This is a genomic window from Cupriavidus sp. YAF13 (assembly GCF_052113425.1).
Taxonomy (GTDB): domain Bacteria; phylum Pseudomonadota; class Gammaproteobacteria; order Burkholderiales; family Burkholderiaceae; genus Cupriavidus.
In genome coordinates this window covers 19,360-43,561 of record NZ_JBFRDD010000013.1, presented here as the reverse complement: position 1 = coordinate 43,561, position 24,202 = coordinate 19,360, and the positions used below count along the sequence as shown (strand labels likewise).

Here is a 24,202-nt window from a genome sequence, read left to right as displayed (position 1 = left end):
GGCATCGGCCACGCACGTGGCGATGCCTCGATGTTCTTGTGGATTCAGTGCAGCGGGGATTGCAGCGGGAAGTGCAGCGGGAAGCGCCGCCCCAGGAAGCCGAGCACGGCGGCATTGAAATCCGCCGGGCGCTCCATGCAAGCCAGGTGGCCCACAGCGGGCAGGCACAGGTACTCGGCGCCAGCGATCTTCTGCGCCATGCGCTCCATCACGGCGGGCGCGGCGTTGGCGTCGTGCTCGCCGGCCAGCACCAGCACCGGCACGGTGATGCGCGCCAGCACTTCGCGCCGGTCAAAGCGCACCAGTGCCTGCAGGGCGGCGCGATAGGTGTCGGGCGGCACGGCCGCCATCACGCTGGCGGCGAACGCCACCGCGCGAGGCTCGGCCTGCGGCGCGACCATGGCACGCACCAGCCCGTTGGCCATCTCCGCCATGGTCTTGCCGGCATCGAGCGGCGCCGTGCGCGCGGCCACGAAATCGCGTTGCCACTGGCCATCGGCCTTGCCGAATGCGGGCGACGTACCGGACAACACCATGCCGTCGATCAGTCCAGGCATGGCTGCGTAAGCTTCCTGCGCGACCATGCCGCCCATGCTGTGGCCTAGCAGCACCACGCGCCGGCCCGCATCGCGCTCGGCCTGCAGCACCGGCTGCAAGGCTCGCGCCAGCCCGGCGAAATCACAGGGATCGATCATGGCACTGTCGCCGTAGCCAGGCATGTCCCAGGCCACCGCGCGATAGCCCGCTTGCACCAGCGCGGCGATCTGCGAAGGCCACGCGGCCTTGCCGCCGCCGATGCCATGCAACATGACGACGGCCACGGGGCCGGTGCCCTGCGCGATGGTGGACATGCCATTGGCATGGGTCTGGGTCTGGGTCGTGCCAGGATTCACGTTCTCGGTCATGCGCTTGCCTTGTTGTTTGTTTGGGCCGCCTCGGGCGTGGCCGGGCCGGCGAGCCGGCCCTCATCCACCTCGCCCACGCCGTCGAGCGTGATCGTGCAGTTGCGCAGCGGCAGGTCGAAGTGGCCCAGCGTGTGGCGGCCGGCGACCTCGTTGGCGCCGGTGGAGTAGAGGAAGTTGCCGGCAAAGGCGCGCAGCTCCGTGCCGTTGCAGTCGCGCTTGTCGTAGAACGTCATCGCATCCCAGCGGGCCTGCGGGTTCAAACCCCAGCCCACGTGCGAAACCGCGTAGGCGTCGCGCGTGCCTTCGCGGTCGGCCCACGCCGCGTAGTAGCCGCGCATCATGTCGGCATCCATGCCCTGCCCTTCGATGCCGACCATGTAGTCATCCTCGATATGGCAGACGATGGTGTCGCGCAGGTAGGTCTTGAAGGTCAGGTTGACGTCGCCCGGCGCGAGCACCAGCGTGCCGTTGACCTGCCCGCCGGCGGGGAAGGCCAGGCACAGGCCGCCCGGCCAGTGCGCAACCTGGCCCGGCTTGTTGCAGTAGCCCCAGACGCCGCCTACGCGCGCGCTTGCGAGCCCGACGCGCAGCTCGGTGCCGGCGGCCGAATGCACGCGCATCTCGCCTGCGCCGCGCAACCGTTTCATGGCCGCGCGCACGCTGCTCTCCAGCGCTGGATCGGGCAGGCAGCGCTCCAGGATCTCGGGATGTTCGTTGCTGACCATCAGCAGGCGCGGCACGATGCCGTCGGCGCCTTTGAGGATCAGCGGGAGTTCGGGCGCATGCAGCAAGCCCTCCACGGTGCAATCGATCACCAGGTGGCAGCGCTGCAAGGCGGCCACCACCGGGGCGAGTTGCTGCAAGGCATCGCTGGCGCCGGTGGAACGCACGGGCGCGGGGGCGGCAAGCGCCGGGGACGGCACCCGGATGCGTACGGGCGTGGCGCCCAGCGATTGCACCGCCAGTTCAGCCAACTCCACATTGACGCGTCGGGATTGGGACTCCGTTACAATCCCAACCACTTCCTGGGCGGACAGGGCGCACAGTTCAAGGGTGCGCCGAAAAGCCGCCAGCCAGCGGTGCTCGATTTGCTCGATGAGCATAGGTCTCCTCCTGGTGCGATCTGCTGCGGTCCTGGCAGGGTCCCGGGGGAATGGCTTTGGTGCGCCAGCCCACCGATGCCTCCTGCCGGACGCATTAGCTTTGTGCTTGTGATTCTTGTCGCTGGCGCAAATAATATATGAAATTTCATGGATCCCAGTGGAGCCCGCGCTATGGGCATGCCTGAGGCCACGCCAAGCATCATCGGCAAGGCCGCTTCTCCCGATTTCGATACGCTGCACTTCCGGCGCACGCTGTCACAGTTCGCCACTGGCGTGACGGTGATCACCACCCGCGCGGGCCCTGGCTCGCCGCCGGGCGCGCCGTTCGTGGGCATTACCGCCAGTTCGTTCAACTCGGTCTCGCTCGATCCGCCGCTGGTGCTGTGGAGCATGGCTACGCGCGCCAACAGCCTGCCGATGTTCCGCGACGGCTCGCACTACATCATCAATGTGCTGTCGGCCTCGCAGCTGGACCTGTGCCAGCGCTTCGCCACGCTCAAAGGCGACCGCTTCGCTGGCGTCGACTACCGCCTGTCCGAGAACGGCCTGCCGATCCTGGCCAACGCGCTGGCCTGGTTCGAATGCCACAACCGCAGCCGCTACGACGAGGGCGACCACGTCATCTTCGTGGGCGAGGTGGAGCGCTGCGGCGTGCACGACAACGCGGGCAACCCGCTGGTGTTCCACGACGGCCGCTTTGCCACCACCGATCCGCTGACGGACTGAAGTCCGGGCACAGCACATGAAGGATTCGCCCAAGCCGGCCCCGGCGGCCCCAGACGCCTTTGTAGATGGCTACCTGCCCTATCTGCTGGCGCGGGCCAGCCACCTTGTGTCGGGCGAGTTCCACCGGCAGGTCGAGGCAGCCGGGTTCTCCGTGCCCGAATGGCGCGTGCTGGCCACGCTGGCCGACCGGCCAGACTGCACCATCGGCGCGCTGGCCGATATCACGCTCACCAAGCAACCCACCCTGACCAAGCTGATCGACCGCATGGCCGCCGACGGACTCGTCACGCGGCGCAACGGCGCCCTGGACCGCCGCCATGCGCTGGTATCGATCACCGCGCGCGGCCGCAGCCGCGCCCGCGCCTTGCTAGACCAGGCCGCCGCCCACGAGCAACAAGTGCTGGATGACTTTGGCGTCGCGCAGGGCAATCAGCTCAAGGACACCTTGCGCCGCCTGATCGCGCTGCACGCGCTGCGCTGAGTGCCGGCAGCGTTCAGGGCCGCGGCTCGCTCTTGACGACCGCTAGCGGCGAGCCATCGGTCTTGATCCTTTGCAGCACGATGTTCGAGCGGATATCCATCACGCCCGGCGTGCGGTAGAGCCGGTTCACGATGAAATCCGAGTAGTGCTTGAGGTTGCGCGCCTGCACGGTCAGGATGTAATTGCTGTCGCCGGTGATGATGTAGGCCGACACCACTTCAGGCCAGGATTGCACCGCCGCGTTGAAGGTATCGTGCCAGCCTTCGGTTTCGGGGCGCATCGACACCTGCACGATCGCCTCCAGTTCCAGGCCGAGCCGCTCGGCGTCGAACCACGCCCGGTAGCCGCCGATCACACCGTCCTCCTCCAGCAAACGCACGCGCCGCAGGCAGGCCGAAGGCGACAGCGCCACGCGGTCGGCCAGGTCCTGGTTGCTGATGCGTCCGTTCTCCTGGAGGCAGGTCAGGATGCGCAAATCGATGGGATCCAGGTTCATTTCGCAGATTCTTCCATAATTCTCTTCGCAGATGAAATTCTATGCGAAAACCAACGGAATCCACGGGCCAATTCGCAAGCCTCTTGCCCGTAATATTGACTATCATGCCGTCATCCGCTCCGCGATGAGCCTTGGAACGCCGCTCCCAGGCGTCAGCCCCCGATGACGACCCGCCCCACCCCCGATACCTACGATAGGCCGCGCCAGCTCTGGGACATCAGCCCCGCGCTCTCGCCCGACACGCCAGTGTGGCCGGGCGACACGCCGTTCCAGCTCGAGCGCAACTGGCAGATCGACGCCCACTGCCCCGTCAATGTCGGGCGCATCACCTTGTCGCCCCACACCGGCGCCCATGCCGATGCGCCGCTGCACTACGCCGCCGACGGCGCGCCCATCGGCGCGGTGGACCTGGCGCCCTACCTCGGCCCGTGCCGGGTGATCCATTGCATCGGCGCGGCCCCGCTGGTCGAGCCCCGCCACATTGAACATGCGCTGGCAGGCGTACCGTCGCGTGTGCTGCTGCGCACTTACCAGCAAGCACCGCTGGCAACGTGGGACCCGGACTTCTGCGCGGTCGCGCCGGAAACCATCGCGTTGCTCGCAGAGCACGGCGTGATGCTGGTCGGCATCGATACGCCCTCGCTGGACCCGCAGGAATCCAAGACCATGGCCGCGCACAACATGGTGCGCCGGCATCGCCTGGCCATCCTCGAAGGCCTGGTGCTCGACGCCGTGGCCGAGGCCGACTACGAACTGATTGCCTTGCCGCTGCGCTTCGCCGGACTCGATGCAAGCCCGGTGCGTGCCGTGCTGCGCAGCCTGGCCTGAACGATCGCACTGAACGACCCGAACCCAACCTCCCCCCAGGAAACCTCTCACACATGACCGCACTGACTCGCGAGCAATGCCTCGCCCTCGACCAAGAAGATGCGCTGCGCCACCTGCGCGACCAGTTCGCGCTCCCGGCGGGCGTGATCTACCTCGATGGCAACTCGCTGGGCGCGCGCCCGCGCAGCGCCGCGGCACGCGCCGCCCAAGTGGTGAGCGAAGAATGGGGCACGGGACTGATCCGCAGCTGGAACACGGCCGGCTGGTTCGAACTGCCCCAGCGCCTGGGCAATATGCTGGCACCGCTGGTCGGCGCCGGCGAGGACGAAGTCGTGGTGACCGACACCACCTCCTCCAACCTGTTCAAGGTGCTGGCGGCCGCGCTGCGCGTGCAGCAAACCCGCGACCCGAAACGCAAGGTGATCGTATCGGAAGCCAGCAACTTCCCCACCGACCTCTACATCGCACAGGGGCTGGCCGACCTGCTGCAGCAAGGCTATTCGCTGCGCCTGGTGAATGCGCCCGAGGAGATCGATGCGGCGGTGGACGCCGACACCGCCGTGTTGATGCTGACCCATGTCAACTACAAGACCGGCGAAATGCTCGACATGGCCAGCATGACCGAGATGGCGCATGCCCGCGGCGCGCTCACGGTGTGGGACCTGGCCCACTCGGCCGGCGCCGTGCCCGTGGCGCTCAAGGCATCGGGTGCGGACTACGCGGTCGGCTGCACTTACAAGTACCTCAACGGCGGCCCCGGCTCGCCCGCCTTCCTGTGGGTCGCGCCCTCGCTGCGCGATGCCTTCTGGCAACCGCTGTCAGGCTGGTGGGGCCATGCCGCGCCGTTCGCGATGGAACCCGGCTACCGCCCGCGCGAAGGCGTAGCGCGCTTCCTGTGCGGCACCCAGCCCATTGCCTCGCTGGCCTTGGTCGAATGCGGGCTTGATATCTACGCCCAGACCGACATGGCAGCGCTACGCGCCAAGTCGCTGATGCTGACCGACCTCTTTATCGCACTGGTGGAAGCACGCTGCGCTGCGCACCCGCTCGAACTAGTGACCCCTCGCACCCATGCGCGCCGCGGCAGCCATGTGAGCTTTGCCCATCCGGACGGCTTTGCCGTGGTGCAGGCCCTGATCGAGCGCGGCGTGATCGGCGACTACCGCGAGCCACGCATCGCGCGCTTTGGCTTCACGCCGCTGTACACCAGCTTCACCGATGTCTGGGACGCAGTGGAAATCCTGCGCGACGTACTCGACAGCGGTACCTACAAGGCCGAGCGTCACCAGACGCGCGGCCTGGTGACCTGAGCAGGAGAGCGCCATGAGCAACCACAAGGGATGCCCGATGTCGGGCGCAGGCGCCACCGAGACCGGCGATGCCAGCTGGCACGACGCCCAGATGGATTTCGCCAAGGACATGAGCTATGGCGATTACCTGGCGCTGGACCAGATTCTCAACGCCCAGCACCCGCTCTCGCCCGAGCACAACGAGATGCTGTTCATCGTGCAGCACCAGACCAGCGAGCTGTGGATGAAGCTCGCGCTGCACGAGCTGCGCGCCGCGCGCGAATGCGTGCGCCAGGACCAGTTGCCGCCTGCCTTCAAGATGCTCACGCGCGTCTCGCGCATCATGGAGCAACTGGTGCAGGAGTGGAGCGTGCTGGCGACGATGACGCCGCCGGAGTACTCGGCGATGCGTCCTTACCTCGGGATGTCGTCTGGTTTCCAATCGTTCCAGTACCGCGAGATCGAATTCATCCTCGGCAACAAGAACGCGGCCATGCTGCGTCCGCATGCGCACCAGCCGCAACACCTGGCGCTGGTGGAAGAAGCCCTGCGCACGCCGTCGCTGTATGACGAAGCGATCCTCCTGATGGCGCGGCGCGGCTTTGCCATCGATGCGGCCTGCATCGAGCGGGACTGGACCAAGCCGGCCGGCGAGAACGCCTCGGTGGAAGCGGCATGGCTGGAGGTCTATCGCCGGCCAGAGGCGCACTGGGAACTGTATGAACTGGGCGAGAAGTTCGTTGACCTGGAAGATGCGTTCCGGCAGTGGCGCTTTCGCCATGTCACCACCGTCGAACGCGTGATCGGCTTCAAGCGCGGCACCGGCGGCACCGAAGGCGTCAGCTACCTGCGCAAGATGCTTGACGTGGTGCTGTTCCCGGAGTTGTGGAAGCTGCGCACGGATCTGTAAGCAGGCAGAAGCGGACAGAAGCGGGCCGTATTGGCAACGCGACACCGGCCAAGGCGGGTGTCGCGTTGCTTCAGAGCACCGGGTCCGACAGCCGCGCCGCCAGCGCGCGCAAGGCCGGCGCCAGCTTGTCGTGGAACACCGCTTCCTCGACCGAGCCATAGGACGCACTGCAACTCAGCATGTGCAGCTCCTTCTCCCCCACTGGACGAAATGCCACCGCGCATGCGTGGATGGCCGGGTGCCAGTCGCGGAACGACGCCGCATAGCCCAGGGTAGACGCCTGCTCCACCGTGGCACGCATGGCCGCCTCCTGGGTTTTCCACTGTTCGGGATAGGCCAGGGCAAACTCCGCCAGCACCCGCTCGCGCTTGGCTGCCGGCAAGGCCGCCAGGTAAGCGCGGCCCATGGAACTCGACACCAGCGAGAGCCGCGACCCCACTCCCAGCCCCAGCATCACGCCCGCATCGTTGCGGATCGATTCAAGATAGATCACCTCCATGCGCTCGCGCTTGCCCAGCGAGACCGACACCCCATAAGCCTGGGCGAACGCCAGCATGTGCGGACGCGCCAGCGTCACCACATTGGACGCGGACAGGTAGGAATAGCCTAGCGCCAGCACACCGGCATCGAGTGCGTACTTGCCCAGGCTATCGTCGTAGCGCAGGTAGCCCAGCTGCACCAGCGTGCCGGCCAGCCGGCTCACGGTGGCTTTGGGAAAGCCCGTACGGCGCACGAAATCCTGGTTGCCCAGCATCGACTCGCCAGTGCGAAAGCAACGCAGCAACTCAAGGCCGCGCGCCAGCGCGGCAACGAAATTGGGATCGCTTTCGCGCGGTGTGGCGTTGGCGGCATCCGCCGCAGGCGTGGCTTGCGATTCAGTAGCCAAAAGTGATCTCCGCGGATTGGATGGAGGCAGCACGCCCTATTGCATGGATCGCGCATTGCGATATACTACATCATCGGAACAAAGTTCCGCAATGCGGAACCGCAAAAGCACCTCGGCGGACCGCGGAATACGCCGATACTTCCTGAATTCAGGGCTGGCTCGCGAGGCCGCCCATCCCGATCCGCACTAGACCTGCACTACCGAAGGAGACCTACATGGCTGCCAACGCCGAATTCCACTGGGCCGACCCCCTCTTGCTGGACGACCAGCTGAGCGCCGACGAGCGCATGGTGCGCGATGCCGCCCTGGCCTATTGCCAGGACAAGCTCGCCCCGCGCGTACTGCAATCGTTCCGCAATGAGAAGACCGACATCGAGATCTTCCGCGAGATGGGCGAACTCGGCCTGCTCGGCCCCACCATTCCCGAGGAATACGGCGGCCCCGGCCTGAACTACGTGGCCTACGGCCTGATCGCGCGCGAAGTGGAGCGGGTGGATTCGGGCTATCGCTCGATGATGAGCGTGCAGTCGTCGCTGGTGATGGTGCCCATCCACGAATTCGGCAGCGAAGCGCAAAAGCAGAAATACCTGCCTAAGCTCGCTACCGGCGAGTGGATCGGCTGCTTCGGCCTGACCGAGCCGAACCACGGCTCCGACCCGGGCTCCATGATCACGCGCGCCAAGAAGGTTGCAGGCGGCTATGAGCTGTCCGGCGCCAAGATGTGGATCAGCAACTCGCCCATCGCCGACGTRTTCGTGGTGTGGGGCAAGCTGGTCGGCGACGACGGCAAGGAAGCGATCCGCGGCTTTATCCTCGAAAAGGGCTGGAAGGGCCTGTCTGCACCTGCCATCCATGGCAAGGTTGGCCTGCGCACCTCGATCACCGGCGAAATCGTCATGGACCAGGTGTTCGTGCCGGAAGAGAACCTGATGCCCGGCGTGTCCGGCCTGAAGGGTCCGTTCACCTGCCTGAACTCGGCCCGCTACGGCATCGCCTGGGGCGCCCTGGGCGCTGCCGAGTTCTGCTGGCATACCGCGCGCCAGTACACGCTGGACCGCAAGCAGTTCGGCCGCCCGCTGGCCGCCAACCAGCTGGTGCAAAAGAAGCTGGCCGACATGCAGACCGAGATCACGCTGGGCCTGCAAGGCTGCCTGCGCCTGGGCCGCATGAAGGACGAAGGCACCGCCGCGGTGGAAATCACCTCGATCATGAAGCGCAATTCCTGCGGCAAGTCGCTGGACATCGCCCGCGTGGCGCGCGATATGCTCGGCGGCAACGGCATCTCGGACGAGTTCGGCGTGATCCGTCACGTGGTCAACCTCGAAGTGGTCAACACTTACGAGGGCACCCATGACATCCACGCGCTGATCCTGGGCCGCGCCCAGACCGGCATCCAGGCGTTCTTCTAAGACACGCCGCCCGGGCCCGCCCGCTCTCTCGCCAGAAATAAAAATGGCCCGGCTGCAAAGCCGGGCCAAGCACACTACCAAGGAGAGACGACGGGCGAGCCCATCGTTGTACAACACCGGTCAGCCGGCCCGGCGCTACGCGCCCCGGCCGGCCGCTTGCTTACTTGTTGGGTTGCGGCGTCAGCCGCAGGTAAGGCCGAATGGCCTTGTATCCCTTCGGAAATTTCTGCTTTATCACGTCCTCGTCCTTCAGCGAGGGCACAATCACGACATCCTCGCCGTCCTGCCAGTTGCCAGGCGTGGCGACGCTATGGTTGTCGGTGAGCTGCAGAGAATCGATCACGCGCAGGATCTCATTGAAGTTGCGCCCGGTGCTGGCCGGGTAGGTGATGGTCAGCCGCACCTTCTTCTTCGGATCGACCACAAACAGCGAGCGCACCGTCAAGGTCTCGTTCGCATTGGGGTGAATCATGTCGTACAACTCTGAAACCTTGCGCTCGCCATCGGCGATGATGGGGAAATTGACCGTGGTACCCTGGGTCTCGTTGATATCCTTGATCCACGCGCGATGGGACTCGACAGGATCGACCGACAGTGCGATGACTTTGACATTGCGCTTGGCAAAATCACCCTTCAGCTTCGCCGTCAGGCCGAGTTCGGTCGTGCAGACCGGTGTGAAATCGGCCGGGTGCGAGAAAAGCACGCCCCAGCTGTCGCCCAGCCATTCATGAAAGCGGATCGGGCCTTCACTGGAATCCTGTTCGAAATCCGGCGCGATATCACCGAGACGTAGAGCCATGCGGGTCTCCTCAAGAGGCAAAATAGGGTTGAACCAGTCTAGTGCGATTGCGATCCAACCCAAACGAATATAAAGTCACTACAAAATCACCTTTTTGTATTAAGACCTTTGTTAAGACCTTTGTCCTGCGTCACAGTCCTACACGCTGTGTCGGACTCGTGGTGTTGAAACCACGGCGGTTCCCCGCATATGCTAGTAAAGAGGGCGAGAAGCTGCCCGACAACGTGCGAGGAAGGCAAAATGTCACAATCTGAAACCACCGCCCGCAAACAGGAGAAACTGATGAGCGATGTCAAGACCGTTTTGTCCGATGCCGAAGAACTGCTTAAGCAAGCGGCCTCGACCACAGGCGAGAAAGCTGCCGAGCTGCGTGAGCGCGGCATGGGCCTGCTGAAACAAGCCAAAGAAAAGGCCCAAGACCTCCAGGACGCCGTGGTCACCAAGAGCAAGGCGGCTGCACGTGCCACCGACGACTACGTCCATGACCATCCGTGGCGCGCAGTCGGCGTTGCCGCCGGCGTCGGCCTGCTGATCGGCCTTTTGCTGAACCGCAAGTAATTCGCCAGGCCGCAGGCCTCGCGCATGAACCCGAACGCCTTGCACCTGGGCCGCGGCATGTCGCGGCCCAGTGCCGGGCAACGCCCCGCCAGCGGTCCCGCACCGCTGGCGGGGTTCCCCGTCTGCAGCAGGTGCAGCGCTTCGCCGCTGCACGCCTTCGCCGGAATTGAATGAGCGACCCCACCTCTTCCCCCAAGTTTATGGATGCCCTGCGCAGCCTGGCAGGATCACTGGTGGCAATGGTGCAGACTCGCCTTGAACTTGCCAGTGTCGAACTCGCGGAAGAACGCTCCCGGCTGATGAAGATGGCCTTGCTGGCCTGTTTCGGCCTGGTGTTCTTTGGCCTGGCCATGGTGACGCTGACCGTATTGATCGCCATCGTGTTCTGGGACACCTACCGCTGGCAGGCCCTGGGCGTGCTGGTTGCGTTATACCTGGCCGCCTGCGCGATCTGCCTCGCGGTTGCCCGCCATCTGGTGCGCAATGCCCCGCCCCTGTTCGAAGCGACGCTGGCCGAGATCGATAAAGACCGGGAGATCCTGCGCCGATGAGCACACCACACACCCCAGGCGAGCCGGCCGACAACGCGGCCGGCTCCGCATCCACCGCCAAAGCGCCTCGCTCGCACCAACGCCCCGTGCGTTTCGCGCGGGAGGTGCGGCTGCCCCTTGCCATTCGCAAGGAGCTGCTGATCACGCGCGCCGCGCTTGAACGCTACGACTGCGCCCAGGCGCTCCATCACGTCCGTGGCAGCGCGACCCGCCTCGGCCGTTTCAGCACCTGGCTGCCGCGCATGACCCGGCCCGCCTCCTGGCTCAAGCTGCTCGGACTCGCCAAGGACTACCCGCTGCTCAGCTCAGCCGTGTCCCTGGCGCTGCCGCTGCTGCGCAAGACCCCGGTGCTGCGCTGGGGCTGGAAGCTGTCCAAGCTCGGCGCGCTCGCCGCAGCCGGCTACTGGGCCTACGAGACTTTTCAGAAAAGCTCCGTCCAGGATGCCCGCAAGACCCCGTCCGACACCGTCGACACAGGCTTCCGCGACCCGCTGGTGCGTTAGCACCGCGATACGCCATGCAAGGCCGCCACCTGCGCCGGCCTTGCCTGCCGAGGGCCTGCCATACGGCAATGAAGGCAATGAGCGCCACGCGCCGCGGCGAGCCGCCGTACGCCACCATAGCGGCGCGCGCTCCAACGCTTTTTCGACGCAAGGTGACAGCGCAATGACCCAACGAGTGGAAATGCAGCAAAAGGCGTTCTACCTGCTGCTGGCAGTAGTGTCGATCGCCTTCTGCTTCGTCCTGCAGCCCTTCTTCGGCGCCGTGTTCTGGGGCGCCATTCTGGCCATCATCTTCACGCCGCCCAACAACTGGCTGACCCGGCGCATGGGCGGCCGGCGCAACCTGGCATCACTGGCCACACTGACACTGTGCCTGCTGATCGTCGTGCTGCCGCTGATCTTTGTCACCGGCGCCCTGATCCAGGAAGGCAGCACCGTCTACCAGCAGATCAAATCCGGCCAGCTCAATTTCGGCGCCTACTTCCAGCAAGCCTTGCACGCCCTGCCGCCGTCGGTGACAAGGGTGCTCGGCCGCTTCGGCCTGACCGATATCAGCGACCTGCAGCAAAAGCTCACTGCGGGGGCCGCCCAGGCCAGCCAGATCATCGCCGCGCAGGCGCTCAGCATCGGGCAGAACACATTTCAGTTCGTGGTCAGCTTTGGCGTGATGCTGTACCTGCTGTTCTTCCTGCTGCGCGATGGCCCGCAGCTTTCCAAGATCATCATGCGGGCGATCCCGCTGAGCGAGCCGCACAAGCAGCACCTGCTGCGCAAGTTCACCACCGTGGCCCGCGCCACCGTCAAGGGCAACATCGCCGTGGCCGCGGTGCAAGGCGCGCTGGGCGGCCTGGCCTTCTGGTTCCTCGGCATCCAGGGCTCGCTGCTGTGGGGTGTGCTGATGGGCTTCCTGTCGCTGCTGCCTGCGGTAGGCGCCGCACTGATCTGGGGACCGGTGGGGATCTACTTCCTGCTGACCGGCGACGTGGGCAAGGGCTCCATCCTGATCGGCTTCTGCGCGGTGGTGATCGGCGCGGTGGACAACGTGCTGCGCCCCATCCTGGTCGGCAAGGACACCCGCATGCCCGACTGGGTGGTGCTGATCTCCACGCTGGGTGGCATGGCACTGTTCGGGCTGAGCGGCTTCGTCATCGGCCCGCTGATCGCCGCGCTGTTTATCGCCAGCTGGGACCTGTCCACATCCACGCGGGAAGAAATCGAGCGCCGGGACGCCGCGCACGACAAGGACCCGACGCCGCCCGCACCGTCCGAAGGCACTACCGGGCAAGCCGCGCGTACGGATTGAGCCCTGCCGCCGTTTGCCGGCCCCAAACACACCAAGGAGTGAGCATTGCGTCAGGACAACCCATCAGCCGGTGCACAGGCGCCGGCAAAGGTGAAGCACTACAGCGTACGTGAACTGTTCCGCAAGCCGGACCGCTCCCAGTTCTCGATCTCGCCGGATGGCCGCCACCTGTCTTTCCTCGCCCGGCACCAGGGCCGCCAGAACGTCTTCGTGCAAGCCATCGACGCAGATGGCAACCTGCTGGGCGAAGCCCGGCCGCTGACCGGCGAGAGCGAGCGCGACCTGCCCTTCCACACCTGGAAAGGCAACGCGCATATCCTGTACGCGAAGGACTTTGGCGGCGACGAGAACTTCCACGTGCTGTCGGTGCCGATCGACGGCGGCGAACCGGTCGACCTGACCCCTTACCCGGGCGTGCGCGCGGAGATCATCGACGATCTCGAGGACGACGACCGCCATATCCTGCTGTCGCACAACAAGCGCGACCCGGAAGTATTCGACGTGCTGCGCGTCGATGTCGTCACGGGCGAGTCGGTGCAGATCGCGGAAAACCCGGGCAACGTGATGAGCTGGGGCACCGACCACGCAGGCCGCCTGCGGGTAGCGACCGCCAGCGACGGCGTGAACACCACCCTGCTCTACCGCGATACCGAGGACGAGCCTTTCCGCCCGATCCTGACCACCGACTTCCGCGAGACGGTCTCGCCGCTGTTCTTCACCTTCGACGACAAGCAGCTGTATGTGCAGTCGAATCGCGGCCGCGACAAGATGGCGATATTCGAATTCGATCCCCGGACCGCCAAGGAAGGCCGCCTGGTCTTCGAGCACGACGAGGTAGATGTCGGCGGCCTGTCCTACTCGCGGCATCGCCGCGTGCTGACCGCCGCCTGGTACACCGACTGGAAGACACACCGCCATTTCTTCGACGCCCACGCCGAGCAGATCCATGCCGACCTGGAGCGGCAACTGCCGGGCTACGAGCACCACGTCACCAGCATCACGCGCGACGAGACCCGCATGATCGTCTCCGCGTCGAGCGACAAGACCACCGGCACGCGCTTCCTGTACGACAGCGGCACGCAAAAGCTGGTCACGCTAGGCAAGGTGCAGCCCTGGCTGGATGAAGCCGACATGGCCGGCATGCAGCCAATCCGCTTCACCTCACGCGACGGCCTGCAGATCCACGGCTACCTGACGCTGCCGGTGGCCAGCGCGGGAGAACCTGTGCCGCAAGGCCTGCCGCTGGTGGTCAACCCGCACGGCGGCCCGTGGACGCGCGACGTATGGGGCTTCAACCCCGAGGTGCAGCTGCTGGCCAATCGCGGCTATGCCGTGCTGCAGATCAACTTCCGCGGCTCCACTGGCTACGGTCGCGCATTCTGGGAGGCGAGCTTCAAGCAGTGGGGCAAGACGATGCAGCACGATATCGACGACGGCGTCGACTGGCTCGCCGCGCAAGGCATCGTGGACCCTAAGCGCATCGCGATCTACGGCGCCAGCTATGGCGGCTATGCAACGCTGGCGGGCGTTGCCTTCACGCCGGAGCGCTACGCCGCGGCCATCGACTATGTCGGCGTATCGAACCTGTTCACGCTGCTGGAGACCATTCCCGCGTACTGGAAACCGATGCTCGACATGCTGTACGAGATGGTCGGCAACCCCAACGTGGAAACCGAGCGCCAAGCCCTGCACGATGCCTCGCCGGTGTTCTTCGCGGACAAGATCCGCACGCCGCTGCTGGTGGCGCAAGGCGCCAACGATCCGCGCGTCAAGCAAGCGGAGAGCGACCAGATCGTCCAGGCGCTGCGCTCGCGCGGCGTGGATGTGGAATACCTGCTAAAGGAAAACGAGGGCCACGGCTTCCACAACGAGGAAAACACCTTCGACTTCTACGAAGCCATGGAAGCGTTTCTCGCCAGGCACCTGGCCAAGGAAGGCTGATTTGCGACGGCTCCGCGCCTGATGTTCGGGCGCGGAGCATGAAACAAAAAAGGCGTAGCGGTTGCCCGCTACGCCTTTTCGCAATGCTGGTGGGTCGTGCGTGACTCGAACACGCGACCAACGGATTAAAAGTCCGCTGCTCTACCGACTGAGCTAACGACCCGGAAAAACTGAAGCCGCGATTATAGGAATATCTTGGCCCTAAAGTCAACCTTTTAACACGAACTACTCACGAACTACTCGTGCTAGATCATGCGCTCAAGGCGCCATATCTGGTAGCGGAAGCCCAGCACCGAGCCAAGCAGGATGCCGGCCAGCGCGATAAACGAGCCAATCGCCAGCGTGGATACGCCTGACAGCCCCTGGCCGATGGTGCAGCCCAGCGCGGTCACGCCACCCACGCCCATCAGGATGCCACCGACCAGATGATTGCCGACGTCCTCGGCGTTGCCAAAGCCTTCCCAGCGAAAGGTGCGGGTCACCAGTGCGTACGCAGCGGCGCCGGCCACCACGCCGAACACGCTGACGATGCCGATGGTCAGCACCTTGCTCTTGTCGCTGAACATCATCAGCCAGTCAAGCGTGTAGGCGTAGGGAGCGACAAAACTCAGGCTCTCCATACGGCCGCTGTTGCTGGCAACGAACAGCTCCTCGAGCGTATTGGGATCCTCAGCGACGTAGCCGAGATGCCCGGACACGTACCACATGGCCACGATGATCAGGCCCACGGCCAGGCCACCAAGCAGGTTATCGAAGGTACGGAAGCCGCGTCCAGCCAGCGCCCAGATCACCAGCACCCCGCCCACCACCAGCGCGATGCCGACTTGCAGGGTGGCGCGCGCCATGCCGCTGGCGTGCGCCAGCACGGAGGGCAGATCCTGCGTGGTGGGCAGCGTGAGCGCCACGGCATCGACGGTGTTCACGCGAATCACGCCAAACAAGCCGCGCAGCGTCATATAGGCCGACAGCCCCAGGAAGACGAAGACCACCAGCGACTTCAGGTTCCCCGCGCCGATACGCACCAGCGTCTTGCTGCCGCAGCCCGAGGCCAGCACCATGCCGAAGCCGAACATCAGCCCGCCCACCAGGGCGGAGAGCCAGCTGAGCTTGCTGGCGGCATAGATGGTCTTGGTGGGATCGATGTAGCCGCCCGCGGCCAGCGCGGCGGTGCCGATCATGGCCACGCCGATGGCCAGCCCCCACATGCGCATGCGGGTCCAGTCGCCCATATTGACGATGTCGGAGACCGCGCCCATGGTGCAGAAGTGCGTGCGCTGAAGCACGGCCCCAAACAGGAAGGTCAGGATGAAGGTGCTAGCCAGTATGGTACGGCTGAGCGCGGCAATATCGATTTCGGGCATGGGTGTCCGGCGGGGGAAGCGGAACGCGTGGGTGCGCGCAAGCGCGCTGGTGGCAACGGCAACTGTCAGGCCGCGCCCTGGTAGCGGGTGGGATCGGGCACGCCAGCGGCCTCGAAGCCCGCGCGGCGGATGCGGCAAGAGTCGCACACGCCACAGGCCCGGCCGTCGTCGTCGGCCTTATAGCACGACACCGTCATGCCGTAGTCCACCCCGAGCTTGAGGCCGGCGCGGATGATCTCGCCCTTGGTCATGTCGATGATGGGCGCGTGCACGCGGATGCGCTCGCCTTCGACGCCAGCCTTGGTGGCCAGGTTGGCAAGCGCCTCGTAGGCGGACACGTACTCGGGCCGGCAATCCGGATAGCCGGAGTAGTCGACCGCGTTGGCACCGAAGAACAGGTCACGGCCGCCGACGGCCTCGGCCCAGCCCAGGGCCAGCGACAGCATGATGGTGTTGCGGGCGGGCACGTAGGTCACCGGAATGCCGACGACGGCACCGTCCGTAGGCACCTCAAGGCTATCGTCGGTCAGCGCGGAGCCGCCGAAGCGGCGCAGGTCCAGGTCGATGATCTCGTGGCGCACCGCGCCCAGGGCGGCGGCCACGCGCTTTGCGGCCTCCAGTTCCGAGGAGTGGCGCTGACCGTAGCGCATCGACAACGCATAGGTCTCGAAGCCCTGCGCATTGGCCATGGCAAGGACGGTGGCGGAGTCCAGGCCGCCGGAAAGCAGGACGATTGCGCGTTTTTTCATGATGGCAGGGCGCGGCGCCCGGAGGCACCACGCAAAAATCGGGGCGAATCGCGTATTTTAGCGCGACCAAGACAAAGGGCCCGCGAAAAGCGGGCCCTTTGTCTTCTGTCTGCCACCTGGGTCGCGCACCGGCGCCCCAACCTCCCGGGCGCTTACTTCAGCGTCTTGAGGCGGTTGCTCGCCGCCTGCGCGCCCTCGGTGCCGGGGTATTTGGCTACCACCTGCTCCAGGGTCTTGCGGGCCGCGGGCTTCTGGCCCGATTCGATCTGGTTGTTGGCGATGGCGATCAGCGCATCCGGCACCTTGGGGTGATCCGGATAGGCCTGTACCATGTTCTGCAGCACCGAGGTCGAGCCGCGGTAGTCCCGCTGCGCGTACAGCGAGTTGCCGAGCCAGAATTGCGCCAGTGGCACGTACGGGCTCTGCGGGTACTTCTTGATGAAGCCCGCGAACACGTTGCCGGCACCCTTGAAGTCCCCGGTCTGGAACTGCTTGAGCGCGGCATCGTACTCGGTCTTCTCGCCCGGTTGCGACAACCCTTCGCGGCCATCCACTGTGACCTGCTGCGGCTCGAATTTCTTCAGGCGCGCGTCCAGGTCCGCGTAGTAGTCCTTCTGCTGCTTTTGCAGCGTCGTCACCTCGTTCTGCAGCATCTCGTTCTGGCCGCGCAGCCGCGCCACTTCCTGGCGCAGGCCTTCGAGCTGGTTCTGCATGTCGAGCTGCGCGCGGCTGTTCTGGTCGATGCGCTGCGATGCCGTCGCCTGGAAACCGTTGAACTGGTCCCGCATGTTGACGATGGCTTTGCGCGCCTCGTCATCGTCGAACACGCCAGCCCTCGCCTGTGCCAACGGCAGCAGGCTGGCGCAGGACATCGCAGTAAGCAATACCAACTTGGAGACGCGTGCTTTCATGAGATGGCTGTCCGCGGATTAGTACGTGATGTCCGCGCGGCGGTTTTCCGCCCAGGCGGCTTCGTCGTGGCCGGTTGCCTTGGGCTTTTCCTTGCCCAGGCTGACGGCTTCCATCTGGGTTTCCGGCACGCCCAGCGAGGACAGCGAGCGGCGCACGGCTTCGGCGCGCTTCTGGCCCAGTGCCAGGTTGTATTCGCTGGTGCCGCGATCGTCGGTGTTGCCCTGAATCAGGATGCGGCGGCCCTTGTTGGTGGCCAGGTACTTGGCGTGCTCCGAGAGCATGCCCTGGTAGTCGGACTTGACGCTGTAGCTGTCGAAGTCGAAGTACACGCTGCGCTTGGCCAGCGGGCTGTTCGGATCGTTCAGCGGATCACGCGACACGTCCACCGGCGCCACGGCGCGGGCGTCGGTCGAAGGCGTACCCTTGTTGCCGGCACCGGCGTTAGCGGTGTCGTCCAGCTTGACACCGGAGCTGCAAGCGCCGAGGGCCAGCAGAGCGGCGACGGCAAGGGTTTTGGTCATCATATTGGTCATGGCTAGGAACTCCTCGTTTATTGCATGAATGGTCCCCAGGACGGCTCGCGAACCTCGCCGGACTGGAGCGACAAAACCTGCCGGGTACGCCCGTCAGTGGACACTGCCGCCAGCACCGAGCGACCTCCCACCCGGGTGGCATAAAGAATGTACTTGCCGTTGGCGGCGAAGCTCGGGGCCTCGTCGTTGGCGGTGTCGGTCAGCGAGGTCACATCGCCGTTGCCGAGATCCATCAGCTGCAGCTTGAAGCCGCCGCTGCGGGTGATGTAGGCCAGCTGCTTGCCATCCGGGGAAATGCGCGGGCTCACGTTGTAGCTGCCCTTGAAGGTCACGCGCTGGGCTGCGCCGCCTTCTTCGCCGCCGGCCGGCATGCGGTAGATCTGCGGCGCACCGCCGCGATCGCTGGTGAAGTAAATGCTGCGGCCGTCAGGCGCATATTGCGGCTCGGTATCGATGGCGCTGCTGCGGGTGAGGCGCTTGAGCCCGGAGCCATCGGCGCCAACCTGGTAGATCTGGGTATTGCCGTCGCGCGACAGCGCCACCGCCAGGCGTTGGCCATCAGGCGACCACGAAGGCGCGCTGTTGTTGCCCTTTTGGTTCGACACCAGCGTGCGCTTGCCGGTCGCCAGGTCGTGCACGTAGACCACGGGCTTCTTGGCTTCAAAGGACACGTAAGCGACCTTGCTGCCATCCGGCGACCACGAAGGCGAGATGATCGGCTCGTTGCTGGTCAGCGCCACCTGAGAGTTCTGGCCGTCGGAGTCCGAGATCAGCAGCTGGAAACGCCCGCCGACCCGCGAGACATAGGACAGCCGCGTGGCAAACACGCCGCGCTCGCCCAGCAGCTTCTCGTAGATGTAGTCGGCGATCTTGTGGCCGGTCACGCGCAGCTGGTTGCCGCTGACAGTGAAGGCCAGGCCACCCAGGCTGGTGCCCTTGACGGTGTCGTAGAGGCGAAAGCGCACGTCGTACTGGCCGTTGCCGGTGGGTGTGACGCTGCCGGCCACGAAGGCATCGGCGCCGCGCGCCTTCCAGCTGCCAAGGTCGGCATTGGCGGACTCCGCCACCGTGGCGCCGCCCGGGTCGACATTGCGGAAGCGGCCGCTGCGCTGCAGGTCGCTGCGGATGATGGCGGTGAGATTTTGCGGGGCCTGAGCTTCGCCCTGGAAATTGGCCGTGGCGATGGGGAGCTGGCTGGCGCCAACGCCGGTAATTTCAACGTTCAATTGCGCCTGCGCGCTGCCGGCCGAACAAGCCAGCACCACGGCCAGCCCGGCAAACAGGGCGTGCGCGCGGGTGCCGTGCCGCTGCGCGGCCAGCCAAAGGGGGGCCCAAAGCTTTCGCATGCTGCTCCTCAATCGAGATCAATATTCATCGAGCGCGGCCGGCAAACGGGAGCCGTGGAACGGGCAAGCATGCTGAAGGCTTGTCGCATGCCCGTATCGCGTGCCCCGGGCACATTTGCCGGCTGCGTCAGGCAACCTGTCATCGTAGCGTTGGGACTGCGGTGCATCGACGTAGGTTGCAATATGTTGCAATTCGAGTGTTCCCGTGCCGTGGACATCGCCGTCCCTCTTAATCCTTAGGCTTGAAGGTGATCGTGAAGCTGGCTGGCGCCTTGCCGTTTTCGTCGCGGGGGAGCGGATCCGAGCGCTCCACGGCGCGCAGCACAGCGTTGTCCCAGCCCGAATTGCCGCTGGACTTGGACAGCCGCGCGGACATCAAGGAGCCGTCCGGCGCCAGTTGAACAGACACCACCGCGGCCGGATTGCCAGGCACGTCTTCAGTAAATACGATATTCGGCTTGACGCGGCGACGCACGCGATCCGGGTAGCCAGGCGAGGCCTTGCCGCCCGACCCCGCACCGCTGCCAGCGCTGCTGCCGACACCGCCGGCGCCGCCAACTGCCGCCCCGCCGCCGGCCATGGCCTGCAGCCGCGCCAATTCACTGTGGCGCTGGGCATTGGCGGCGGCGTCGCGCTTGGCCTTGGCATCCGCATCAGCCTTGGCTTTCGCGTTGGCCGCGGCCTTGGCTTCGGCGTTAGCCTTGGCCTTGGCTTCAGCGGCTGCCTTTGCCTTGGCGTCAGCCTCGGCGCGCGCCTTGGCATCCGCCTCGGCACGGCTCTTGGCCTCAGCTTCCTTGTGCTCGCGCTCAGCCTGCTCCTTGCGCTGCTCTTTGCGCTGCTCCTGCAGCACGGCCTGCCTGCGCGCGTCTTCCTTGCGCTGGGCTTCCTTCTTCAGCTCGTCCTTCTTCTGTTCTTCGCGGCGCAGGTCGTCCTTGTGCTGGGCATCCTTGCGGGCCGCCTCCTTGCGGGCCGCTTCCTGCCGCTCGGCTTCCTGGCGCGCGCGCAGGTCGGCCTGCTGGCGCGCCTCTTCGCGGGCGGCGGCCTCGGCCTGGCGGCGCTTTTGCTGCTGGAGGGCGATCTCGGCGTCTTCTTCGGCACGAGACCTCACCGCTGGCGCAGGAGGCGCCGGACGGGCCTGTACGATGGGCAGGGGTGCGGGAGGCGGCGGCGGTGCGGTAGTGGCCGGGATCTCATCCCAGAGCTCGGCTTCGGCGCCCACCGGGGTGCTGCTCTGCCAGTGCACGCCGAAATACAGCACGATGCCCAGCAGCAGGTGCATGAAAACCGCGAGCAGGAAGGAACGCAGGGTTCCCCGCTCCGGGGCCGGCTGATAAGGATAGGCGGCGGTTTTCATCGCGTGGGGCGGTGCTTACTTGGGCTTGACCATCAGGCCGACGCGCTTCACGCCGTCAGCCTTGAGCACTGACATGACGTCCAGCACGGCTTCGTACTTGACCGAGCGGTCGGCGGCGATCACCACCGGCTGATCGGGATTCTCGTTCTGGCGCTGATGCACGAAGTCGATCAGGCCCTGTTTGTCGAGCTTGCGCTCGAAGCTGTTGCCGGCGTTATCCTTGCCGCGCGCAGTCAGTGTGCCGTCCTCATGCACGGTCACGACGATGGGGGGCGCCTTTTGCTGCTGAGTGGCGTTGGCCACACTGGGCAGGTCAACCACGGCGGGATTCACGATCGGTGCCGCCACCATGAAAATGACGAGCAGCACCAGCATCACGTCAATGTAAGGCACGACGTTGATGTCGGCACTGGCCCGGCGGCGCGAGCCGCCACGGCGCTGTATCGCTGCCATTGCTGGTTCTCCTTGACCGAAGACGTTGGTGGTTTCGGCGCTTTAGCGGGTCTGCCGTTGCAGGATGTTCAGGAACTCTTCCATGAAGCTCTCGAAGCGGATGGCCAGGCGATCTACTTCGGTGGCGTAGCGGTTGTAGGCAATGACCGCCGGAATCGCCGCGAACAGGCCGATGGCGGTGGCAACCAGCGCCTCCGCGATGCCGGGCGCCACGGCGGCAAGCGTTGCCTGTTGCACGTTGGACAAGCCACGGAAGGCGTTCATGATCCCCCATACGGTGCCGAACAAGCCGATGTACGGACTGACCGAACCTACCGACGCCAGGAATGGAAGATGCGATTCCATCACATCCATCTCGCGCTGGTAGGCCGCGCGCATCGCACGCCGCGCGGCATCGAGCAGCGCGCCGGCGTCATTGTTGCGCTCGCGCGCCTTCAGGTACTCGCCCATGCCGGATTCAAAGATCCGTTCCAGCGCGCCGGTGTTGTGACGATTGTTGGCTGCGCTCTGATATAGGGCCTGCAGGTCGCCGCCGGCCCAGAAGTCGCGCTCGAACCCCTCGGTCTGGGTCCGCGCGGCGCGCAGGGAGAAATGCTTGCGGAAGATATATGTCCACGAGAACAGGGACATCACCAGCAGCAGGGCCATGACGGCCTGTGCCAGCACACTGGCGTGCAGCACCAGCGAAATGATCGACAGGTCTTGCGTGACGGTCACGGGATTCATCGAGCGGTCTTGATGGTTGCAAGGACGGGAGCGGGAATGGGAGTCGGGCGAAATGTGCTACGATCAACACACCCAACCCGGATGGCGCCAGTAGCCAGCAATTGCTCACCACGCCACGCTTCTTGGGCGAATTGGACCGACGCCGGGCCAACCCGTTCAATCTGTGTCCGGATCTCAAGCAAGTCGTCCAGACGGGCGGGGGCATTGTAGTCCACCGCCGTGCTTCTGACGATGAAGACGACGCCGGTCTCATCGGCCAGCGCTTGCTGTTCGATGCCAAGCGAGCGCAGCCACTCGGTACGGGCGCGCTCGAAGAACTTGAGGTAATTGGCGTAGAACACTACGCCGCCCGCGTCGGTGTCTTCCCAGTACACCCGCAAGGCCCACACATTGTTGCTCATGGCCGCGATTGTAACGGCAGCCGGCCCGACCCGGTGTAAACCCTTGCCTGACATTACAACAATTACATGGCCTGACAGACAAGGCATTGACTTTCGGTCTCAGGCCCCGCACAGCACCGTCTTGCARCGAGCCAGCGCCTCGCGTTAAACTGCCGCCAACCATTCCATCTTGCGCGACTGGCGAAGTCAGTGGGTACTACCACGAGGAAGCGCAAAGTTCTCTGGCGCGATGTTTCAAGCGCCTGCCGCTCGCCTGGGCAGCGAATGGGAAGCAGGGTGCGCCCTGCGCCGGATAGCTAACGCGACCGGCGCCGGTCGCCTGTGCCTTCCCCGCGCGCCCTACCCCGAAGCCATTCGGAATTCCCCTTTTTTCAGACGAGTTTTCGCCATGTTCGAACGCAGCCGCTATACGATCGACCAGATCGACCCCGAGCTTTTTGCCGCCATCCAGAAGGAAGACCAGCGCCAGGAAGAGCACATCGAGCTGATCGCCTCGGAAAACTACACCTCGCCGGCCGTGATGGCTGCGCAAGGCTCGCAACTGACCAACAAGTACGCCGAAGGCTATCCCGGCAAGCGCTACTACGGTGGCTGCGAGTACGTCGACGTCGTGGAGCAACTGGCCATCGACCGCGTCAAGCAACTGTTCGGCGCCGAAGCCGCCAACGTGCAGCCCAACTCCGGCTCGCAGGCCAACCAGGGCGTGTTCTTCGCCGCCCTGAAGCCGGGTGACACCATCATGGGCATGAGCCTGGCCGAAGGCGGCCACCTGACCCACGGCATGGCGCTCAACATGAGCGGCAAATGGTTCAACGTGGTCAGCTACGGCCTGGACGCCAACGAAGACATCGACTACGACGCGCTGGAAAAGCTGGCGCAGGAAAAGAAGCCCAAGCTGATCATCGCCGGCGCCTCGGCCTTCGCCCTGCGCATCGACTTCGAACGCATCTCCAAAGTAGCCAAGTCCATCGGCGCCCTGTTCATGGTCGACATGGCCCACTACGCCGGCCTGATCGCCGCCGGCGTGTACCCCAACCCGGTGCCGCACGCCGACTTTGTCACCACCACCACCCACAAGAGCCTGCGCGGCCCGCGCGGTGGCGTGATCCTGATGAAGGCCGAGCACGAGAAGGCCATCAACTCGGCCATCTTCCCCGGCATCCAGGGCGGCCCCCTGATGCACGTGATCGCCGGCAAGGCAGTGGCGTTCAAGGAAGCCCTGTCGCCCGAGTTCAAGACCTACCAGCAGCAAGTGGTCAAGAACGCCCGCGTGCTGGCCGAAACGCTGATCGAGCGCGGCCTGCGCATCGTCTCCGGCCGCACCGAAAGCCACGTCATGCTGGTCGACCTGCGCGCCATGCAGATCACGGGCAAGGAAGCCGAAAAGGTCCTGGGCGAGGCACACATCACCGTCAACAAGAACGCTATCCCCAACGACCCGGAAAAGCCGTTCGTCACCTCGGGCATCCGCCTGGGCTCGCCGGCCATGACCACCCGCGGCTTCAAGGAAGAAGAAGCCCGCCTGGTGGCCAACCTCGTCGCCGACGTGCTGGAAAACCCGCACGACCTGGCCAACATCGCGCGCGTGCGCGAGCAAGTGGCAGCCCTGACCAAGCGTTTCCCGGTCTACGGCTAAAGCCCAGCGCCACCCGCCACGCGCGGGTGGCCGGCAGCCCCGC

26 protein-coding genes, 1 tRNA gene and 1 riboswitch are annotated in these 24,202 nt (G+C 65.3%); of the genes, 12 read left to right on the top strand and 15 right to left on the bottom strand.

Annotation, left to right across the window (positions count from 1 at the left end; all coding sequences use genetic code 11):
• Positions 1–44 precede the first annotated feature (44 nt).
• Both AB4061_RS13135 and AB4061_RS13130 read right to left on the bottom strand, forming a co-directional pair.
• Positions 45–905 (bottom strand): alpha/beta fold hydrolase, encoded by an 861-nt coding sequence (locus tag AB4061_RS13135; RefSeq protein WP_441634349.1) that lies wholly within the window; start codon positions 903–905, stop codon positions 45–47.
• A complete protein-coding gene (locus AB4061_RS13130; RefSeq protein WP_441634347.1) occupies positions 902–2,008 on the bottom strand; it encodes a peptidase M29 in 1,107 nt (368 codons plus the stop codon). Before AB4061_RS13130 ends, AB4061_RS13135 begins: the two co-directional genes overlap by 4 nt.
• 171 nt (positions 2,009–2,179) lie before the next feature.
• Here AB4061_RS13130 and AB4061_RS13125 point away from each other — a divergent pair, with 171 nt between their 5' ends.
• Both AB4061_RS13125 and AB4061_RS13120 read left to right on the top strand, forming a co-directional pair.
• Positions 2,180–2,734 carry a flavin reductase family protein gene (locus AB4061_RS13125; RefSeq protein WP_006162962.1) on the top strand — a complete coding sequence of 185 codons (555 nt, stop codon included), beginning with the start codon at positions 2,180–2,182 and terminating at the stop codon, positions 2,732–2,734.
• Positions 2,735–2,750: 16 nt separating this feature from the next.
• The gene (locus AB4061_RS13120; RefSeq protein WP_441634345.1) at positions 2,751–3,215 is read left to right on the top strand and encodes a MarR family winged helix-turn-helix transcriptional regulator; all 465 of its coding nucleotides are present in this window, start codon (positions 2,751–2,753) and stop codon (positions 3,213–3,215) included.
• A 13-nt stretch (positions 3,216–3,228) separates the two neighbouring features.
• Here the strand turns inward: AB4061_RS13120 and AB4061_RS13115 are convergent, their stop codons facing one another.
• Positions 3,229–3,711, bottom strand: coding sequence for an Lrp/AsnC family transcriptional regulator (locus tag AB4061_RS13115; protein WP_441634343.1), 483 nt, complete (start codon positions 3,709–3,711; stop codon positions 3,229–3,231).
• Between the two features lie 162 nt (positions 3,712–3,873).
• Between AB4061_RS13115 and kynB the strand changes: the two genes are divergently transcribed.
• The 3 genes from kynB to kynA are packed head-to-tail and all read left to right on the top strand — an operon-like array spanning position 3,874 to position 6,738.
• A complete protein-coding gene (gene kynB / locus AB4061_RS13110; protein ID WP_441634341.1) occupies positions 3,874–4,539 on the top strand; it encodes an arylformamidase in 666 nt (221 codons plus the stop codon).
• Positions 4,540–4,592: 53 nt separating this feature from the next.
• On the top strand, positions 4,593–5,849 hold the full coding sequence (gene kynU / locus AB4061_RS13105) for a kynureninase (RefSeq protein WP_441634339.1): 1,257 nt from the start codon (positions 4,593–4,595) through the stop codon (positions 5,847–5,849).
• 13 nt (positions 5,850–5,862) lie between these two features.
• Positions 5,863–6,738 carry a tryptophan 2,3-dioxygenase gene (kynA, locus tag AB4061_RS13100; RefSeq protein WP_441634337.1) on the top strand — a complete coding sequence of 292 codons (876 nt, stop codon included), beginning with the start codon at positions 5,863–5,865 and terminating at the stop codon, positions 6,736–6,738.
• Positions 6,739–6,808: 70 nt separating this feature from the next.
• Here the strand turns inward: kynA and AB4061_RS13095 are convergent, their stop codons facing one another.
• The gene (locus tag AB4061_RS13095) at positions 6,809–7,624 is read right to left on the bottom strand and encodes an IclR family transcriptional regulator (RefSeq protein ID WP_441634335.1); all 816 of its coding nucleotides are present in this window, start codon (positions 7,622–7,624) and stop codon (positions 6,809–6,811) included.
• Between the two features lie 215 nt (positions 7,625–7,839).
• Between AB4061_RS13095 and AB4061_RS13090 the strand changes: the two genes are divergently transcribed.
• Complete coding sequence (locus AB4061_RS13090; RefSeq protein WP_441634333.1) at positions 7,840–9,033, top strand: acyl-CoA dehydrogenase; 1,194 nt, start codon at positions 7,840–7,842, stop codon at positions 9,031–9,033.
• A gap of 160 nt (positions 9,034–9,193) precedes the next feature.
• On the opposite strand, the gene AB4061_RS13085 is transcribed toward AB4061_RS13090, so the two are convergent.
• Complete coding sequence (locus tag AB4061_RS13085) at positions 9,194–9,832, bottom strand: peroxiredoxin (RefSeq protein WP_441634331.1); 639 nt, start codon at positions 9,830–9,832, stop codon at positions 9,194–9,196.
• 240 nt (positions 9,833–10,072) lie between these two features.
• Between AB4061_RS13085 and AB4061_RS13080 the strand changes: the two genes are divergently transcribed.
• From AB4061_RS13080 to AB4061_RS13060, 5 genes are all read left to right on the top strand, one after another.
• Positions 10,073–10,390, top strand: coding sequence for a DUF883 family protein (locus tag AB4061_RS13080; protein WP_324291756.1), 318 nt, complete (start codon positions 10,073–10,075; stop codon positions 10,388–10,390).
• Positions 10,391–10,560: 170 nt separating this feature from the next.
• Positions 10,561–10,941, top strand: coding sequence for a phage holin family protein (locus tag AB4061_RS13075; protein ID WP_150984121.1), 381 nt, complete (start codon positions 10,561–10,563; stop codon positions 10,939–10,941).
• A complete protein-coding gene (locus AB4061_RS13070; RefSeq protein WP_441634328.1) occupies positions 10,938–11,444 on the top strand; it encodes a DUF3318 domain-containing protein in 507 nt (168 codons plus the stop codon). Before AB4061_RS13075 ends, AB4061_RS13070 begins: the two co-directional genes overlap by 4 nt.
• 163 nt (positions 11,445–11,607) lie before the next feature.
• Positions 11,608–12,747, top strand: coding sequence for an AI-2E family transporter (locus AB4061_RS13065; RefSeq protein ID WP_441634326.1), 1,140 nt, complete (start codon positions 11,608–11,610; stop codon positions 12,745–12,747).
• Positions 12,748–12,837: 90 nt separating this feature from the next.
• Entirely contained in the window at positions 12,838–14,688 is a 1,851-nt protein-coding gene (locus tag AB4061_RS13060) for a S9 family peptidase (protein ID WP_441634324.1), read from the top strand.
• A gap of 87 nt (positions 14,689–14,775) precedes the next feature.
• Here AB4061_RS13060 and AB4061_RS13055 read toward each other — a convergent pair.
• The 10 genes from AB4061_RS13055 to ybgC all read right to left on the bottom strand — a co-directional run bounded on the left by AB4061_RS13055 (position 14,776) and on the right by ybgC (position 22,523).
• A tRNA-Lys gene (locus tag AB4061_RS13055) sits at positions 14,776–14,851 on the bottom strand.
• Between the two features lie 82 nt (positions 14,852–14,933).
• Positions 14,934–16,049 carry a YeeE/YedE family protein gene (locus AB4061_RS13050; protein WP_441634322.1) on the bottom strand — a complete coding sequence of 372 codons (1,116 nt, stop codon included), beginning with the start codon at positions 16,047–16,049 and terminating at the stop codon, positions 14,934–14,936.
• Between the two features lie 65 nt (positions 16,050–16,114).
• Positions 16,115–16,798, bottom strand: coding sequence for a 7-cyano-7-deazaguanine synthase QueC (gene queC, locus AB4061_RS13045; RefSeq protein ID WP_441634320.1), 684 nt, complete (start codon positions 16,796–16,798; stop codon positions 16,115–16,117).
• Between the two features lie 152 nt (positions 16,799–16,950).
• The gene (gene ybgF, locus AB4061_RS13040) at positions 16,951–17,709 is read right to left on the bottom strand and encodes a tol-pal system protein YbgF (protein ID WP_183036209.1); all 759 of its coding nucleotides are present in this window, start codon (positions 17,707–17,709) and stop codon (positions 16,951–16,953) included.
• An 18-nt stretch (positions 17,710–17,727) separates the two neighbouring features.
• Entirely contained in the window at positions 17,728–18,243 is a 516-nt protein-coding gene (pal, locus tag AB4061_RS13035; protein ID WP_441634318.1) for a peptidoglycan-associated lipoprotein Pal, read from the bottom strand.
• A gap of 17 nt (positions 18,244–18,260) precedes the next feature.
• Positions 18,261–19,589, bottom strand: a complete 1,329-nt coding sequence (gene tolB, locus AB4061_RS13030) for a Tol-Pal system beta propeller repeat protein TolB (RefSeq protein WP_441634316.1) — start codon at positions 19,587–19,589, stop codon at positions 18,261–18,263.
• A 229-nt stretch (positions 19,590–19,818) separates the two neighbouring features.
• Positions 19,819–20,943 carry a cell envelope integrity protein TolA gene (gene tolA / locus AB4061_RS13025; protein WP_441634314.1) on the bottom strand — a complete coding sequence of 375 codons (1,125 nt, stop codon included), beginning with the start codon at positions 20,941–20,943 and terminating at the stop codon, positions 19,819–19,821.
• A gap of 15 nt (positions 20,944–20,958) precedes the next feature.
• On the bottom strand, positions 20,959–21,396 hold the full coding sequence (tolR, locus tag AB4061_RS13020; protein WP_441634312.1) for a protein TolR: 438 nt from the start codon (positions 21,394–21,396) through the stop codon (positions 20,959–20,961).
• Positions 21,397–21,438: 42 nt separating this feature from the next.
• Complete coding sequence (tolQ, locus tag AB4061_RS13015) at positions 21,439–22,122, bottom strand: protein TolQ (RefSeq protein WP_043348531.1); 684 nt, start codon at positions 22,120–22,122, stop codon at positions 21,439–21,441.
• Entirely contained in the window at positions 22,119–22,523 is a 405-nt protein-coding gene (gene ybgC, locus AB4061_RS13010; RefSeq protein ID WP_253928679.1) for a tol-pal system-associated acyl-CoA thioesterase, read from the bottom strand. The genes tolQ and ybgC overlap by 4 nt, the downstream gene beginning before the upstream one ends.
• A 163-nt stretch (positions 22,524–22,686) precedes the next feature.
• A riboswitch (ZMP/ZTP riboswitch) is annotated at positions 22,687–22,789 on the top strand.
• A gap of 122 nt (positions 22,790–22,911) precedes the next feature.
• Here ybgC and glyA point away from each other — a divergent pair.
• Complete coding sequence (gene glyA / locus AB4061_RS13005; RefSeq protein ID WP_441634310.1) at positions 22,912–24,159, top strand: serine hydroxymethyltransferase; 1,248 nt, start codon at positions 22,912–22,914, stop codon at positions 24,157–24,159.
• Positions 24,160–24,202 lie beyond the last annotated feature (43 nt).

Coding starts and splice junctions, on each gene's coding strand:
- AB4061_RS13075 (WP_150984121.1), top strand. CDS start 10,561: ATGAGCGACCCCACCTCTTCCCCCAAGTTTATGGATGCCCTGCGCAGC.
- tolA (WP_441634314.1), bottom strand. CDS start 20,943: ATGAAAACCGCCGCCTATCCTTATCAGCCGGCCCCGGAGCGGGGAACC.
- AB4061_RS13085 (WP_441634331.1), bottom strand. CDS start 9,832: ATGGCTCTACGTCTCGGTGATATCGCGCCGGATTTCGAACAGGATTCC.
- tolB (WP_441634316.1), bottom strand. CDS start 19,589: ATGCGAAAGCTTTGGGCCCCCCTTTGGCTGGCCGCGCAGCGGCACGGC.
- tolR (WP_441634312.1), bottom strand. CDS start 21,396: ATGGCAGCGATACAGCGCCGTGGCGGCTCGCGCCGCCGGGCCAGTGCC.
- AB4061_RS13050 (WP_441634322.1), bottom strand. CDS start 16,049: ATGCCCGAAATCGATATTGCCGCGCTCAGCCGTACCATACTGGCTAGC.
- kynU (WP_441634339.1), top strand. CDS start 4,593: ATGACCGCACTGACTCGCGAGCAATGCCTCGCCCTCGACCAAGAAGAT.
- ybgC (WP_253928679.1), bottom strand. CDS start 22,523: ATGAGCAACAATGTGTGGGCCTTGCGGGTGTACTGGGAAGACACCGAC.
- ybgF (WP_183036209.1), bottom strand. CDS start 17,709: ATGAAAGCACGCGTCTCCAAGTTGGTATTGCTTACTGCGATGTCCTGC.
- queC (WP_441634320.1), bottom strand. CDS start 16,798: ATGAAAAAACGCGCAATCGTCCTGCTTTCCGGCGGCCTGGACTCCGCC.
- kynB (WP_441634341.1), top strand. CDS start 3,874: ATGACGACCCGCCCCACCCCCGATACCTACGATAGGCCGCGCCAGCTC.
- kynA (WP_441634337.1), top strand. CDS start 5,863: ATGAGCAACCACAAGGGATGCCCGATGTCGGGCGCAGGCGCCACCGAG.
- AB4061_RS13130 (WP_441634347.1), bottom strand. CDS start 2,008: ATGCTCATCGAGCAAATCGAGCACCGCTGGCTGGCGGCTTTTCGGCGC.
- AB4061_RS13080 (WP_324291756.1), top strand. CDS start 10,073: ATGTCACAATCTGAAACCACCGCCCGCAAACAGGAGAAACTGATGAGC.
- tolQ (WP_043348531.1), bottom strand. CDS start 22,122: ATGAATCCCGTGACCGTCACGCAAGACCTGTCGATCATTTCGCTGGTG.
- AB4061_RS13125 (WP_006162962.1), top strand. CDS start 2,180: ATGGGCATGCCTGAGGCCACGCCAAGCATCATCGGCAAGGCCGCTTCT.
- AB4061_RS13065 (WP_441634326.1), top strand. CDS start 11,608: ATGACCCAACGAGTGGAAATGCAGCAAAAGGCGTTCTACCTGCTGCTG.
- glyA (WP_441634310.1), top strand. CDS start 22,912: ATGTTCGAACGCAGCCGCTATACGATCGACCAGATCGACCCCGAGCTT.
- AB4061_RS13070 (WP_441634328.1), top strand. CDS start 10,938: ATGAGCACACCACACACCCCAGGCGAGCCGGCCGACAACGCGGCCGGC.
- AB4061_RS13115 (WP_441634343.1), bottom strand. CDS start 3,711: ATGAACCTGGATCCCATCGATTTGCGCATCCTGACCTGCCTCCAGGAG.
- AB4061_RS13120 (WP_441634345.1), top strand. CDS start 2,751: ATGAAGGATTCGCCCAAGCCGGCCCCGGCGGCCCCAGACGCCTTTGTA.
- AB4061_RS13135 (WP_441634349.1), bottom strand. CDS start 905: ATGACCGAGAACGTGAATCCTGGCACGACCCAGACCCAGACCCATGCC.
- pal (WP_441634318.1), bottom strand. CDS start 18,243: ATGACCAATATGATGACCAAAACCCTTGCCGTCGCCGCTCTGCTGGCC.